The sequence below is a fragment of the Parasphingorhabdus sp. genome (assembly GCF_039968395.1).
Taxonomy (GTDB): domain Bacteria; phylum Pseudomonadota; class Alphaproteobacteria; order Sphingomonadales; family Sphingomonadaceae; genus Parasphingorhabdus.
This window is the reverse complement of sequence record NZ_JBDVPV010000002.1, coordinates 51,984-66,747: the sequence shown is the minus strand read 5'-3', so window position 1 is coordinate 66,747 and position 14,764 is coordinate 51,984. Positions and strand designations below refer to the sequence as shown.

General features: G+C 56.8%; 9 protein-coding genes. 3 read left to right on the top strand and 6 right to left on the bottom strand.

Features of this window, described 5'->3' with window-relative positions; all coding sequences use genetic code 11:
* Positions 1–218: 218 nt before the first annotated feature.
* From gltB to ABJI30_RS04355, 4 genes are read right to left on the bottom strand one after another with little or no spacing between them, the layout of a single operon-like run.
* Positions 219–4,745 (bottom strand): glutamate synthase large subunit, encoded by a 4,527-nt coding sequence (gene gltB, locus ABJI30_RS04370; RefSeq protein WP_348015968.1) that lies wholly within the window; start codon positions 4,743–4,745, stop codon positions 219–221.
* A gap of 11 nt (positions 4,746–4,756) precedes the next feature.
* Positions 4,757–5,656, bottom strand: coding sequence for a DUF2059 domain-containing protein (locus ABJI30_RS04365; protein ID WP_348015967.1), 900 nt, complete (start codon positions 5,654–5,656; stop codon positions 4,757–4,759).
* A 27-nt stretch (positions 5,657–5,683) separates the two neighbouring features.
* Positions 5,684–6,451 carry a hypothetical protein gene (locus tag ABJI30_RS04360; protein ID WP_348015966.1) on the bottom strand — a complete coding sequence of 256 codons (768 nt, stop codon included), beginning with the start codon at positions 6,449–6,451 and terminating at the stop codon, positions 5,684–5,686.
* Entirely contained in the window at positions 6,448–7,902 is a 1,455-nt protein-coding gene (locus ABJI30_RS04355; RefSeq protein ID WP_348015965.1) for an NAD(P)-dependent oxidoreductase, read from the bottom strand. The genes ABJI30_RS04360 and ABJI30_RS04355 overlap by 4 nt, the downstream gene beginning before the upstream one ends.
* Before the next feature lie 272 nt (positions 7,903–8,174).
* Between ABJI30_RS04355 and ABJI30_RS04350 the strand changes: the two genes are divergently transcribed.
* A complete protein-coding gene (locus ABJI30_RS04350) occupies positions 8,175–8,969 on the top strand; it encodes an undecaprenyl-diphosphate phosphatase (RefSeq protein ID WP_348015964.1) in 795 nt (264 codons plus the stop codon).
* Between the two features lie 13 nt (positions 8,970–8,982).
* On the opposite strand, the gene ABJI30_RS04345 is transcribed toward ABJI30_RS04350, so the two are convergent.
* Positions 8,983–9,930, bottom strand: a complete 948-nt coding sequence (locus ABJI30_RS04345) for a complex I NDUFA9 subunit family protein (RefSeq protein ID WP_348015963.1) — start codon at positions 9,928–9,930, stop codon at positions 8,983–8,985.
* 379 nt (positions 9,931–10,309) lie between these two features.
* Positions 10,310–11,872: a DNA cytosine methyltransferase gene (locus tag ABJI30_RS04340; RefSeq protein WP_348015962.1), complete on the bottom strand. Its 1,563-nt coding sequence runs from the start codon at positions 11,870–11,872 to the stop codon at positions 10,310–10,312.
* Positions 11,873–12,114: 242 nt separating this feature from the next.
* Here ABJI30_RS04340 and ABJI30_RS04335 point away from each other — a divergent pair, with 242 nt between their 5' ends.
* Together ABJI30_RS04335 and ABJI30_RS04330 are read left to right on the top strand one after the other, a co-directional pair.
* A complete protein-coding gene (locus ABJI30_RS04335) occupies positions 12,115–13,677 on the top strand; it encodes a wax ester/triacylglycerol synthase family O-acyltransferase (RefSeq protein ID WP_348015961.1) in 1,563 nt (520 codons plus the stop codon).
* 150 nt (positions 13,678–13,827) lie between these two features.
* Entirely contained in the window at positions 13,828–14,742 is a 915-nt protein-coding gene (locus ABJI30_RS04330; protein WP_348015960.1) for an SDR family NAD(P)-dependent oxidoreductase, read from the top strand.
* Positions 14,743–14,764: the final 22 nt, after the last annotated feature.

Genomic DNA, 14,764 nt, shown 5'->3' with positions numbered 1-14,764 from the left:
TTGTTGAGTCGCATCTTCGAACCGTGTTTCGGTTCTGATCGAGATGACTTCGCCATACGCTACTTCCTCACGATTTTGTTGTGCACTCCAAACCCCATTTTTTTGCACGAGAAAAAGACCATAAAAGAGTCCTACAAGAAGTAAAAACAAACCCGCAGTCTTCCACTCTCGCAGAAGCACGAACCGCCAGTATTTCCACTCAAATTCCAAAGACAAATTTACTCCGCTGCTTCAATCACTTCGCTGTCCGACAAGGGCTCATCAATCCGGTTTACCATTTCCTTCGGACAAACCTGCCAGAAGCGTTGCCGCCAGCGATCCCAGTCGCGCAGCACGGTTTCGGACCATTTGCTGTCGGTGGACTGATGATGTGCTTCGATCAGGCCTTTGAGATGCGCTTCCCAATGGGCGCTGTCGAGCCGTTGCCAGACGATCGTTTCGGGATTGGCCTGCTTCTCGAAATTGCGCTCGGTATCGAGAATGAACGCCATCCCCCCGGTCATGCCGGCGCCGAAATTGCTGCCAACGGCGCCCAGGATCACAGCATTTCCGCCGGTCATATATTCGCAGCCATTGGCACCGCAGCCTTCGACCACGACATCCGCGCCTGAATTGCGGACCGCAAAGCGTTCTCCGGCCTGACCCGCCGCGAACAGTTCGCCAGAGGTCGCGCCATAGAGAACGGTGTTTCCGATAATGGTATTGGCTTTGGAATCGAGCGGCGAGCTGACCATCGGGCGGACGACAATCTTGCCGCCGCACAGGCCTTTGCCGACATAGTCATTGGCATCGCCGAATACTTCAAGCGTAATGCCCTGACACAGGAATGCACCCAGCGACTGGCCAGCGGATCCGCGCAGGCGGACATGCACATGGTCTTCCGCCAGAGCCTTCATGCCATATTTGGCCGTGACCTCCGCCGAGAAGCGCGTGCCCACAGCCCGGTGGGTGTTGCGCACGGTATATGTGAGCTGCATTTTTTCGCGTCGCTCGAACACCGGACGCGCATCCGCGATCATCTGCGCATCGAGACTGTCGGGTACTTCGTTGCGATGGGTGGGCAGGTTGAAACTGCGTTCGGTATCGGGTGCGTCCACCTTTGCCAGTATCGGGTTGAGGTCGAGATCATCGAGATGCTCGGCCCCGCGGCTGACCTGTCGCAGCAATTCCGTGCGACCAATAATGTCATTGAGTGTGCGATAGCCCAGACGTGCCAGAATTTCGCGCACTTCCTCAGCCATATAGGTCATCAGATTGATCACCTTTTCCGGCGTTCCGGTGAATTTCTCGCGCAGCTTTTCATCCTGCACGCAGACACCGACAGGACAGGTATTGCTGTGGCATTGCCGGACCATGATACAGCCCATCGCCACCAGACTGAGCGTGCCCAGTCCGAATTCCTCTGCCCCGAGTATCGCCGCAATGACGATATCGCGACCGGTTTTCAGGCCGCCATCGGTCCGTAATTTGACCCGGTGGCGCAGACCGTTGAGCGTGAGCACCTGATTGGCTTCGGTGAGACCCATTTCCCATGGGGTGCCCGCAAATTTGATCGATGTTTGCGGTGATGCACCGGTGCCGCCGGTGTTGCCCGAGATCAGAATGACATCGGCATGGGCTTTCGCCACGCCTGCTGCAATTGTACCGATCCCGGCAGAAGATACCAGCTTCACGCAAACACGTGCGCGGGGGTTAATCTGTTTCAGATCATAAATCAGCTGCGCCAGATCCTCGATCGAATAGATGTCGTGATGCGGTGGCGGTGAAATCAGTGTGACACCGGGAGTTGAATGTCGGAGTTTTGCAATAAACTCGGTGACTTTAAATCCGGGTAGCTGGCCACCCTCGCCCGGTTTGGCGCCCTGGGCAACCTTGATCTCGACTTCTTCGCAAGCACCAAGATATTCGGCCGTGACACCAAAGCGCCCGGATGCAACCTGCTTGATCGGACTGCTGGCATTGTCGCCATTTTCAAAGGGCGTATAGCGCCGTTTCTCTTCGCCGCCTTCACCCGACACGGATTTTGCACCGATCCGGTTCATCGCGATGGCGAGCGTTTCGTGCGCTTCGGGGCTCAAGGCACCGAGCGACATGCCCGGTGTGTTAAAGCGCTTGCGGATCTCGGTAATCGCCTCGACTTCGTCAATCGGAATCGGTTCCGGCGCATAGTTGAACTCCATCAGATCGCGCAGATACACAGGCTCGAGATCGCGCACACCTTGCGAGAATTGCAGATAGGAGGAGTAGCTGTCATGGGCGACAGCATTTTGCAGCAGATGCATCAAATGTGCGGAATAGGCATGGGTCTCTCCGCCATCACGTTGCTTGTAAAACCCGCCTACCGGAATCCGGACAACCGCTGCTTCAAAGGCTGCCTCGTGTTTTTCCTGCGCGTTGATGAACAGGGATGCATAGCCTTCACCGGAAATCTTTGTCGGCATGCCCGGAAAGAGATCATTACACAGCGCCCGGGACAGTCCGACGGCTTCAAAATTATAGCCGCCGCGATAGCTGGAAATAACGGCGATGCCCATTTTGGACATGATCTTGAGCAGGCCTTCATCGACCGCCTTTTTGTGACGCGCGATGCATTCATCCAGACTCAGGCCGTCAAACAGGCCCCGGCTGTGGCGATCCACAATCGCCGCTTCCGAGAGATAGGCATTCACTGTGGTTGCGCCAACACCAATCAGCACCGCATAGCAATGGGTATCGAGGCATTCGGCTGCCCGCACGTTGACCGAGGCATAGGCGCGCAGGCCCTGCCGCACGAGATGCGTATGCACCGCGGCCGTGGCGATAACCATGCTGATCGCCATATGGTCTTCGTCGATATTTTCGTCGGTCAGAAAAATTTCGGTCTTGCCCTGCCGCACGGCCTGTTCGGCTTCGCTGCGGATCCGGGCAAGCGCATCGCGCAGTTCGATCGCGCCGCCGGTTGATGTCATCGTGCAGTCAATCACTGCAACCGCATCGCCAAAGCTGGCTTTCAGGCGTTCCCATGACGCACAGCTGAGAACCGGACTGTCGAGCACCAGAACATTCTCGTTTTGGCTGTCTTTTTCCAGAATATTGGCGAGATTTGAAAACCGCGTCCGCAGGCTCATCACATGGCGTTCCCGCAAACTGTCAATCGGCGGGTTGGTCACCTGACTGAAATTCTGGCGGAAGAAATGACTGACCTGTCGTGGCTTCAGGCTGATGACCGCCAGCGGCGTGTCGTCACCCATTGATCCGATGGCTTCCTTTGCATCCTCGACCATCGGAGCAAGAATCAGTTCCATATCTTCAAGTGTATGGCCCGCCGCCGTTTGCCTGCGGGTCAGCTCTTCTTTCGAAAAGTCCATGCCGGATTTGGCGGGCGCGGGAGGCAGGTCCTCCAGAGTCTGGAAGCCTTTCACGCGCTCGGCATAAGGTTCTTCGGATGCGATTTTGTCTTTGATTTGCTTGTCGTTGAAGACCATTCCTTCGTCGAGATCGACCGCGATCATCTGACCGGGACCCAGACGGCCTTTTTCAACAATCTGGCTTTCGGGGACAACCACCATGCCGGTTTCGGAACCGATGATCAGCAGATTGTCGGACGTGATGGAAAAACGCAGCGGGCGCAAGGCGTTGCGGTCGACACCCGCGACCGCCCAGCGGCCTTCTGTCATCGCCAGCGCTGCAGGCCCGTCCCAGGGTTCCATGACGCTTGCCATATATTCGTACATCGCCTTGTGCGCAGAATCGATTTCGGCATTTTGCTGCCAGGCCTCGGGGACCAGCATCAGCTTTGCTGTCGGGCCATCGCGTCCCGATCGGCAAATGGTCTCAAACACCGCATCAAGTGCAGCGGTATCCGAAGCACCTGCCGGGATAACCGGTTTGATGTCTTCACTATGATCGCCAAAGGCCAGGCTGGCCATTTTGATCTCGTGACTTTTCATCCAGTTCTTGTTGCCGCGAATAGTGTTCACTTCGCCATTATGCGCCAGACAGCGAAACGGTTGCGCCAACCACCATTGGGGAAATGTGTTGGTGGAATAACGTTGATGGAAAATCGCGACCCGGCTTTCAAATCGCTCATCGGTCAGATCCGGGTAAAAAACCGATAGGGATTCTGCCAGGAACAGGCCCTTGTAAATGATCGAATGGCAGGACAGGCTGCAAATGTAAAAATCATTAATTTGTGCGGCGATGACCTTCTTTTCGATCCGGCGGCGGATGAGATAGAGGTTCTTCTCAAATTCCGCTGCGCTCTGTTTATCCGGCAATGGTCCGGCAATCATGATCTGTTCGATCTCGGGGCGCGTGTTCTGGGCCTTGATCCCGATCACCGACACATCAACAGGGACCTGGCGCCAGCCATAGATTGTATAGCCGGATTCAATGATCTCTGCTTCGACGATCGTGCGGCAGGTTTCCTGCGCGCTCAAATCCGTGCGCGGCAAAAAGATCATGCCCACGGCGAGCCGATTGGGACGGACTTTGTGGCCGCTGTCGGCAATGGCATCATCAAAAAAGCGGGCCGGCAGATCGACGTGCAGACCTGCACCATCGCCGGTCATTCCATCGGCATCCACCGCACCGCGATGCCAGACCGCTTTCAGTGCATCAATGGCTGACGACACAACCCGGCGAGAAGGTTTGCCATCTGTTGCAGCAACCAGACCGACACCGCAGGCATCGGATTCAAATTCAGGCCGGTACATGCCTGTTTCGGCAAGTCGCTTGTGCTCGGGAGTTGGATATTGATCGGTCATATGATTTCGTTTCAGTTTTTCTGGAGCTTTGTTTTGGCGTTCTTCTGCGCAGTTTCGAGCGCTTCGTAATATTTCTCAAACGCGGTGTCGGCATCATTGCTGAGCCGGTTCACAAGATCGCGGTCTTCCTTCGACCAGTTATCGTCATTTTCCCAGGCCGAGCCATCGTCGTCATTGCCGTCTTCGCCGGCCGCATTTTGATCGTCGATAACTTCTTCTACCGAACCAAAAGGATCCGGCGCCTTGACCGGCGGTAAATGCGCGGTCGCTTTTTCGACCTTTTTCATGATGTCCGGCATTGCCTGCATCAGTTGCGGAACCATGCTCATCATTGATTGCATCATTTCCGGATCGACAAAGACCATCATATAGTCGCGCGCAAAGGCGGAACCGGTATCGGTCGCAAAAAACATGTTCATTTCGCCCAGCTGATCTATTGTGAACTTGCGGGCATAGATGCGGGTCAGCGCTTCGCGGATGGCGGGTTCCATGGTGGTCATCAACGTAACCATCTCGTCCATCATCACGCGTGTCGAAATCTGCATGCGTTCTTCAAAATGCGGATCCGCTTCACGAGATACTTCAGCCAGTGTCCTGTCGCCTTCGCCCTCTGGAATATCTTCGTCGGAAACTCCCGCTGCACCTGCCAGATCGCCCATGCGCATTGTTCCGAGACTGGCGAGCATCGAATCTATCATCTGATCCATGGTTCCCCGCATCATCCGCTCATAGGTTCCCAGCGGGAAGAGATAATCAACGGCTTTTTGGGCTGCAGCAAGGCGGGCGGGATCGATCACAGACTGTTCGGTTTCAACGTCGGGTAGTCCATCTGCGCTCTGGGCTTGCGCAGCAATGGGAACGCCCATGGAAAGGGCTAAGCTCGCCGCTGTTGTTCTAAGCAAGTTTTTCATTTTCAAATTCCGATTCCAAATTACATTCTATTCGACACCACTCAAATCCAGACCCGTGAAATTCTCAATCGCTTGAGTGACGGCCGTTTCGAGCTCCTGTTCTCCCGCTGGCGTTGATTCATTGCTCCACTCAGCCTCGATCGACATCGCTTGTGGTTTTAGCGACTGATATTTTTTAAAGCTTTCCTGTTTGGAAAACGAAACTAGCATGCCGATATCCTCTCCGCTTAATTTGGAAACCGTTTGCTCCGCACTTTTGATGGTCATCCTCTCCAATTCATCCGCAGAGATCTGATAGTCTTCGTCTGCCACGGAGCCCTCGATAATTTCGCCAAGGTCGAAGTTACTGTCCATTGAGCTGCGTACCCGTTTTATTGTCGGTTTAGTAAGCCAGTCCGTGAGGTCATTGATCTCGTCCAGCGTCATTTTTTTTGCGAAAAATGCAGCCAGACGATCGATAAATTCTGGTATCGTGTCTTCCGTCTGCCGGATTGCTATCGGTACTGCAGCATCCACGACTACTTGAGTTACGCCCGGATATTCCCCCTCCAGATACTGAAAATCTTCCATTTTGCTGAACTGATCTTTGAGCTGAGTCCGAACGGTAGCTTGGACTTCACTTGACATCTTGGTCCCGCCAACATGTATGTCGGCCAGCTTGTGGGCTGCCCTGAAAAGAGCCGAGTCACGCATATCTGCAACTTCGGCATCGCTCGCTTGCACGGCAACTGGGGCGTTAGCCGGAGTTGCGAGTGATTGAGCGCCGACAAGCAGTAAACAGACGATCCAACTCATGCCGCAACCTTTTCTGCTACTGCCTTTTCGCGCAGGTAACGGTGCATGTGTTCGGTCACGTCGCGGCCATCGCGAATTCCCCAGACAACCAGGCTCGCACCGCGCACGATATCACCAGCGGCGAAAACGCCATCGAGATTGGTCATCATCGACTTGTGATCGACGCGCAGCGTGCCCCAGCGGGTGACACTGAGGTCAGGGCAATCAAACATGTTGGGCAGATCTTCTGCATCAAAACCCAAAGCCTTGATCACCAGATCCGCTTCGATCGTGAACTCGCTGTCCGGTTCGGGTTCCGGCATCCGGCGTCCGCTGGCATCTGGTGCGCCGAGACGCATTTTCGTGGCCTTGACAGCGGTCGCCTGCTCGGTTCCCTCGACTGCGCGCGGAGCTGACAGCCAGACAAATTCTACGCCTTCTTCTTCGGCATTTTTCACTTCATTCTGGGAGCCCGGCATATTCGCCCGGTCCCGGCGGTAGAGGCATTTGACTGATTTGGCGCCCTGCCGGACGGAAGTACGCACGCAATCCATGGCGGTGTCGCCGCCGCCGATCACGACCACATTCTTGCCCTTGGCATCGAACCGGCCATTGTCGAAATCCGGCACGTCGTCGCCAAAGCTCTTGCGATTGGATGCGATCAGGAAGTCCAGCGCTTCTTCGACACCCGGCGCACCGACACCCGGCATTTTTATCGCACGTGCCTTGTATACTCCAGTGGCGATCAGGATCGCATCATGCTTTCCGCGCAAATCCTCGAGGCTGGCATCATCGCCGACTTCGAAATTCTCGTGGAAGAAAATGCCGCCATCTTTCAGACGTTGGACCCGTCGCATGATGACTTCTTTTTCCAGCTTGAATCCCGGAATGCCATAAGTCAGCAAACCGCCGGCGCGATCATGGCGATCATAGACATGGACGTCATAGCCCGCGACGCGCAGATATTCTGCTGCGGTCAGGCCGGCAGGACCGGCGCCGATGACACCCACGGACTGTCCCCGTGACTTGCCGGGCACCAGCGGTTCGACCCAGCCTTCTTCCCAGGCCGTATCGGTAATATATTTCTCGACTGCGCCAATGGTGACGGCGCCGTGGCCGGAAAATTCGATGACGCAATTGCCTTCGCAGAGCCGGTCTTGCGGGCAGATCCGGCCGCAGATTTCCGGCATGGTCGACGTCAGGTTCGACATTTCATAGGCTTCGCGCACCCGGCCTTCGGCAGTCAGCCGCAGCCAGTCGGGGATATGATTGTGCAGCGGGCAGTGGGTCGAGCAATAAGGCACCCCGCATTGCGAGCATCGCGCCGCCTGTTCCGCCGCCTTTTGGGGCGCATAGCGGTCTGCAATTTCCTGAAAATCTTCAGTACGCAGCGTGGGTTCCCGCTTTTCGGGATAGGTTTGATCCATATCCACAAATTTCAACATATCTAGTTTCTGCGGGCCTTTTGCCATGCCGATCGCTCATTTCTTGTCATATTTGATTGTGAAAGCAGCATCGCGAGGCGACGCCACTGGACGTCTGATAGGCGAAGTTCGGCCCAAAGTCACCTAAAAACTGCCATATAGGACAGATACTCTTACCTATATGATGATTCTGCTAACCATAGTTACAGCCACCCGCAGTTTTCCGTGCAGAATAGTATCAAAGCGGACCTATATTCGGCGAGGACAAATCAAATATGTGCTTCTATAAACCGGTTTCGTTGTTCCTTTCGGGTTAGATCATGACATTCATTCAAATGCTGCTGCTGGCAGTCGTGCAAGGCGTCACCGAATTTCTTCCGATTTCGTCCTCCGGCCACCTGATATTGTTGCCGGTCTTTACCGGCTATGCCGATCAGGGTCCGATGATCGACATCGCGGTCCATGTCGGATCCCTGCTCGCGATCATGACCTATTTCTTCAAGGACGTGATCGCACTGGGCAAGGGCGGCTTTGCAACCATCGGCATCGGCCAGGCCGAAAAGGAAAAGCGCCTGCTCTGGTGGATCATCATCGGCACGATCCCGGCTGTCATTGTCGGGCTGTTCCTCAAGACCGGCGGCTATCTCGAGGGCTTTCGCAGCACCACGCTGGTTGGCATTAATCTGATCATCTATGGCATCCTCTTAGGGATTGCGGACCGTGTAGGAAAGCAGGTCAAATCTTTTGAAGACATGACCATGAAAGACGGCATCATCGTCGGCCTGGCTCAGGCGCTGGCGTTGATCCCCGGCACCAGCCGTTCGGGTGTCACCATGACCGCGGCGCGGTTCCTCGGCTATACCCGTGTCGAAGCCGCGCGCTTCTCGTTCCTGCTCTCGATCCCCGCCGTCGCCGGCGCAGGCATATTGATCATCCCCGACCTGATGGGCGCGAGCAGCGAGCTGCTGAAAGAAGCGCTGATCACCGGGGCGCTGACCTTCCTTGCGGCACTGGCGACCATGGCGTTCCTGATGCAGTTTTTGCGCAAGGCGTCGATGATGGTCTTCGTCATCTACCGCGTCGCCATGGGCGCAGCTTTACTCGCTTTCTTCTAAACCCGGCCTTCTTCTAACCCGCCTTCGCCCGCGTGCCAAAGCGTCCGTGCTCGGTATAGGGCTCCATCCAGCCGCGCGCGACCGTGGCCAGCGGCGTTGGCGCAACACCCAGAGCGTCCAGCCCCTTCGCCCCCTTGGCCACGACATTATCCTTCTGCAGCATTTTATACTGATCGGACGTAATCGGCGCGCCCGGTAAAAAGCCGGTCAACCGCGCCAGCATCTTTGCGGCAAAATCCGGCACGTCGACAAACATCGGCTCGCGGCGTGTCATGTCGGCAATCCGCCGGTTGAGATCACCCATGCTGATCTGCTCCGGCCCGCCCAGCTCGTAAATCTGTCCGCCATGCCGGGCCGGATCGCCGAGCACTGCGGCGACTGCATCGGCGACATCCCCGACAAATACCGGCTGAAACTTTGTATCTCCGCCAATCACCGGAATGACCGGAGACAGCGCCATCATTCCGGCAAAGCGATTGATAAACTGATCTTCGCGGCCAAACACGATTGACGGCCGCAGGATGACCGCGCCGGGAAACGCTTCCCGCACCGCCTGCTCGCCCTGTGCCTTGCTGCGCCCATAGTCGGACGGCGATTGCGCATCCGCACCAATGGCCGACATCTGGATCAGCGCGGTCGCCCCCGCTTCTGCAGCGGCCTCCGCCACATTGCGCGCGCCTGTCACATGCACCGCGTCAAAATCACCCTTCAGCACACCGACCAGATTGATCACCGCATCACAGCCATGCACCGCCCGCCGGGCGCTGTCCTTTTTCGTCACATCGGCACTGGCAAATTGCGTCTGGCCCAGATTGCCCAGCGGCTTGATATGCATCGCACTGCGCACATGGCGTTCCGCCACCCGTATCCGGGCGCCCTGCGCAAGCAGCTTCTGAGCGATATAGCGCCCCAAAAATCCGCCACCGCCAAAAATGCAAATCAATTGTCCGTCAAGCGCCATTGTCTGTTCCGTATCCTAACCAGAGCCTGCCCCGCCTTTGCCGCAACCAGCCCGCGCACGCAATATCCAAATCGCCCGCCGCGCGGGTATGATGCGGGCCTGATGTGGGCGGGCCCGATGCGCGAAACCCCTCTCCCCGTTCAGCTTTGTAGCGGCCAGCCTGAATATGTTCACAAAAGTCCCACGCAGCGTGTGCGGCGCGGGGCGGGTCAGGGTGGAGAAACGCGCGGGGGTTCATGGGCGGAGCTTAGCAGGCGCGCGGGGTGTAGGACAGGGGGGGGGGTGGAGTGTCTTCTTCCGGTGCTCGGTCCTTCTTGTGCAATTACCGGTATGGCTTCGCTGTCTAAGCTAATACAGATATTCAATTCCTTCAGGGAAACTAGTCGGGTGTGTTGGAATTCAAGAGAAATGACTGAACCACCAGCGCAATCTGGTACGCCAACAACGGCGGCACTGCATTTCCCACCTGTACATATTGCTGCGTCCGGTTTCCCTCGAAATAATAATCATCCGGGAATGTTTGCAACCTCGCCGCTTCCCGCACTGTCAGGCTCCGGCGCTGCTGCGGATCGGGGTGGATGAAATAGTGACCGTCTTTGGCGATATGGCTGGTGATCGTGGTGGAGGGGTGGTTCCAAGTCTGGACACGGAAACGGTCGGCGAAATTGCCGGTGGTCCAGCTCGCGTGTTTGGGTGCCAGCGCCTCTGGATAATCTTTGGCCTTTGGTGAGCACTGGTAAAGCTCGGCGAAGGTGGCAGCAAAAGCATAACGGGCGAGGTCGCTTTCCATGTGTCCGCGCGTCGCGTGGTTGGGCAGGGTTCGGTTGCGGTTGCCGGACAGCCAGTTTCGCAACACCGGATCGCTGGCGGCGACGAACTCTTCACTGGTGCGCTTTGTGATGGCGCCATGTGCCTGCCGTTCTTCGGCATGCGCATCCAGCCGGATGGCGACCGGTTCCAGCAAGCTGTCATGGCTGCGACACGCGCGTGCAGCAGTGCGGAAAGCTTCCGTAACTGCGGTCTGCCACTGTCTGCCGCCGTCCTCGGACTTGCTGAGACCGCTACGCAGCGGGGGCAGGCCTTCCAGGACATCGGCGACCACGGTCTGACGTTCCACCGGGACCAGGGATGGCGTGATCAAGCTTTCGGCTGGTAGCTTGTTCGCAATGTCCGTGCGAATGCCCAGGACAATGACGCGGTGGCGTTTTTGCGGGATGCCATATTGTTCGGCGCGGATGACAAATTCGCCGTGCCGGCTTTTGCTGCCAGCGACGAGCGGGATCAGGCGGTAGCTGTCGGGCGCGCCGCCTGCCGCGCGCATGTCAGCGAGGACGCGGTCGAATATCGGTGCGCCATTGACCTTTGAGGATAGAATGCCCTTCACATTCTCCATGACAAAGGCGGCAGCGCGCAGGTGCTCCACGATCCGGATATATTCCTGATAGAGGAAATGACGATGATCCTTCGCCGCCTCATAGCCTGCAATCCCTCGGTTGCGCGCGCGGCCGACCAGCGAATAAGCCTGACAGGGTGGCCCTCCGATCAGGATGGTTTCAGAGCCGTGAGTCTCCGCGCTGTCCCGGATCGCGTCGAGGCGCTGGTCGATATCCTTTTTGGCTTCATCGGTGCCGAGCTCCAGCTGCATAGTTTCCTGTTTCGCAGCTTCCCATTGTTCCGGAAAACGGCGGGTGAGCTCGTCCTTGCTGATATCTCCGGCGATATAGGCATAATAATCATCAGGGGCGCGACCGGCAAATTGACGGTAGAAACTGCGCAGGCGGAGCGTTTGAAATGTGGATGCTTCTTTCTCAACCGATAAAGCAATCTCGAATACCGGCTCGCCACTTTCATCGCGCAGGGTCGAGAAACCTTCGGCCAGGCCGCCCGGCCCGGCGAAAAGATCTACGGTTCTAAATCGATTGGACTTGTGTTTAGATGCCAAGGTTCAGAATGTTCCGACGGTTTTGGCGATAAGCTAAGAGAGATTGGGTGATTGCGCTATAAGTGCATGCCAAAATGGCCGATACTGTCGAAAGCATCAAATATGAAAGCCCCCCCATCATACTTAACCGATTCGCTTCTTTAACCATTCCCGTTTAAGCTGTTAGCGAACCGACTCACCCTGTCATCGGGCCAATTCATCCGGGGGGGAGGTCGGCCAGGATTCAACCGGGGACGAGAATCATGAAACAGCTCAGCGCACTTGATGCCATGTTTGCTTATACGGAAACGGCGAACACGCCGATGCACATCGGGCAGTTGCTGATCTATGATCCGTCCACGGCGCCCGGCGGCCATGTCGGGTTCAAGGATATATTGGGCTATATTAAAGGGCGTCTCGATGGCGCGCGGATTTTCCGGCAGAAACTGGTGCGGGTGCCGCTGGATCTCGATCATCCCTACTGGGTCGAGGACAAGGATTTCGATATCGAATTTCACGTCCGCCATATCGCTTTGCCAAAGCCGGGTGACTGGCGGCAATTGTGCATACAGGCGGCGCGCATCTATGCCCGGCCGCTCGACATGACCAAGCCGCTGTGGGAATTTACGGTCATCGAGGGACTGGACAATGTCGAGGGCGTGCCCAAGGGCAGCTTTGCGCTGGTCCACAAAATGCACCACGCCGCGATTGACGGCAAGTCGGGGCTGGAGATGACGCTGGCGCTGCATGATATTGATGCGCAGATGAGGCCGCGCGATTTCGGGCGGAGCTGGGAACCAGAGGATGCGCCCAATGCGCTGGGTCTGCTGGCCAAGGCACAGTTTAACAATGTCGCCAATCCGGTGCGCGGGCTGCAAAACTTGCAAAAGCTGGTGCCGATGCCGAAACGGCTGCTCGACGTGCGCAAGGAATTTGCCCAGCGCTCCGATGCAAAGACCAGCATTCCCAAGACACGGTTTAACAAGAAGCTCAGTCCGCACCGCGTGTTTGACGGGCGCGAATTTGCGCTGTCCGATATCAAGAAAATCCGCGAGGGTTTTCCCGGTGCGACCGTCAATGACGTGATGATCGCGGTGACCAGCGGCGCGCTGCGCGGCTATTTGCTGTCCAAGGATGATCTGCCCGACAAGACGCTCAAAATTGGCGCGCCGGTCTCCGTGCGTTCCGATGACGAAAAGAGCAGCGCCGGCAATCAGGTGACAATGATGACCGTGGGTGTCGGAACCCATCTCGCCGACGCCGGCGAGCGGCTGAAGTTCATCATGGACGAGACCCAGCGGTCCAAGGCAATGACCGAGGCAATTGGCGCGAAGACGCTGATGGAAGTATCCGGCGCGATGCCCGCCGGTCTGACCGCTGCGGGGACCAAGATGATGGTGCGCATGGGGCTGGTCGAAACGCTCAACCCCGCGATCAACACGGTGGTGTCCAATGTCCCCGGTCCAATGGTGCCGATGTATTTTGCCGGGGCCGAGATGGTCAAGGGATTTGGCATGGGTATCCTCGCTGAAGGACAGGGCCTGTTCCATGTTGTGACCAGCTATAATGGCAACGTTATCCTGTCCTTTCTTGGTGACCGCGAATTGCTGCCCGATCCGGATAATTATGCGACCTGCATTTCGCGCAGCTTCGCCGATCTGATGGCAGCGGCGGTGGATGCCAGGAAAGGCGACAAGAAAAAAGCGCAGAAGAAGGCTGGCAAAAAAACAGCTGCGAAAAAATCTGCCGCGAAGAAGCCAAAGAAGCGGGTGCGCTCTTCTGCCGCTACGGCAGGCAGGGTCAGGCGCAAGGCCGCGGCGAAATAACCACGCATAATTTGTTGCCAAAAACGGCATGAACGCTCGCATTTGCGGTCAGGAATCTGGCACGCTGGCTTGACTCGTGGCGATTGATTGCCCATCCCTCGGCGCAATCAATTCATCAACCAGTTAAACCAGCAAAAAGGTTCTTTTCCCATGAGCACAGTAGAATTTAACGACCGCGTCGCCATTGTCACCGGAGCCGGCGCCGGGCTCGGCAGAGAGCATGCCCTCGAACTGGCCCGTCGCGGCGTCAAGGTTGTCGTCAATGATTTCGGCGGTGCGCGGGACGGCACCGGCGGATCTGCTGGCCCTGCCGATGAAGTGGTCAATGAGATCAAGGCGGAAGGCGGCGAAGCCATGGCTGCCGCCTGCAGCGTTACCGACGTGGACGCCGTTGAAAAGATGGTCGCGGACGCAATCAGTGCCTGGGGTCATGTCGATATTCTCGTGAACAACGCGGGCGTGCTGCGCGACAAAAGCTTTCACAAAATGACCATGGAAGACTTTGACTTCGTGATGGATGTTCATCTGCGCGGATCGGCGATTTGCACCAAGGCCGTCTGGGACCACATGCGCGAGCGCGGTTACGGCCGGATCGTGATGACGACGTCTTCAACCGGGCTTTATGGCAATTTCGGCCAGGTCAATTACGGTGCGGCCAAGCTGGCGCTGGTCGGCATGATGAACAGCCTCCACCAGGAAGGTGCAGGCAAGGGCATTCACACCAATTGTATCTCACCCGTCGCCGCGACCCGCATGACCGAAGATCTGATGCCCGAAGAAGCACTGAAAATGCTGGTCCCCGAAGCGGTCACCCCGGCCGTTGTCTATCTGTGCAGCGATGGCGCACCATCCAAGACTATCCTGACTGCAGGCGCAGGCGGTTATGCTGCCGCGAAAGTTCTGGAAACCGAAGGCATTTGGCTGCCGGTTGAACAGCGCAGCGCCGAAGCAATTGCCGAGAATATCGACACAATTCTCGATGAAACCGGCATGCAGGAATATGCCAATGGCGGCGGACAGGGCGGGAAATTCTTCCGCCGGATGCAGGAAGTCATGAAAGGCTGAAGCAACACTCAGCAACTTAGCC

What these genes read in the sequence shown, in the direction of transcription:
- ABJI30_RS04330 (WP_348015960.1), top strand. Translation starts at nt 13,828, where the DNA reads ATGAGCACAGTAGAATTTAACGACCGCGTCGCCATTGTCACCGGAGCC.
- gltB (WP_348015968.1), bottom strand. Translation starts at nt 4,745, where the DNA reads ATGACCGATCAATATCCAACTCCCGAGCACAAGCGACTTGCCGAAACA.
- ABJI30_RS04365 (WP_348015967.1), bottom strand. Translation starts at nt 5,656, where the DNA reads ATGAAAAACTTGCTTAGAACAACAGCGGCGAGCTTAGCCCTTTCCATG.
- ABJI30_RS04360 (WP_348015966.1), bottom strand. Translation starts at nt 6,451, where the DNA reads ATGAGTTGGATCGTCTGTTTACTGCTTGTCGGCGCTCAATCACTCGCA.
- ABJI30_RS04335 (WP_348015961.1), top strand. Translation starts at nt 12,115, where the DNA reads ATGAAACAGCTCAGCGCACTTGATGCCATGTTTGCTTATACGGAAACG.
- ABJI30_RS04345 (WP_348015963.1), bottom strand. Translation starts at nt 9,930, where the DNA reads ATGGCGCTTGACGGACAATTGATTTGCATTTTTGGCGGTGGCGGATTT.
- ABJI30_RS04355 (WP_348015965.1), bottom strand. Translation starts at nt 7,902, where the DNA reads ATGGCAAAAGGCCCGCAGAAACTAGATATGTTGAAATTTGTGGATATG.
- ABJI30_RS04350 (WP_348015964.1), top strand. Translation starts at nt 8,175, where the DNA reads ATGACATTCATTCAAATGCTGCTGCTGGCAGTCGTGCAAGGCGTCACC.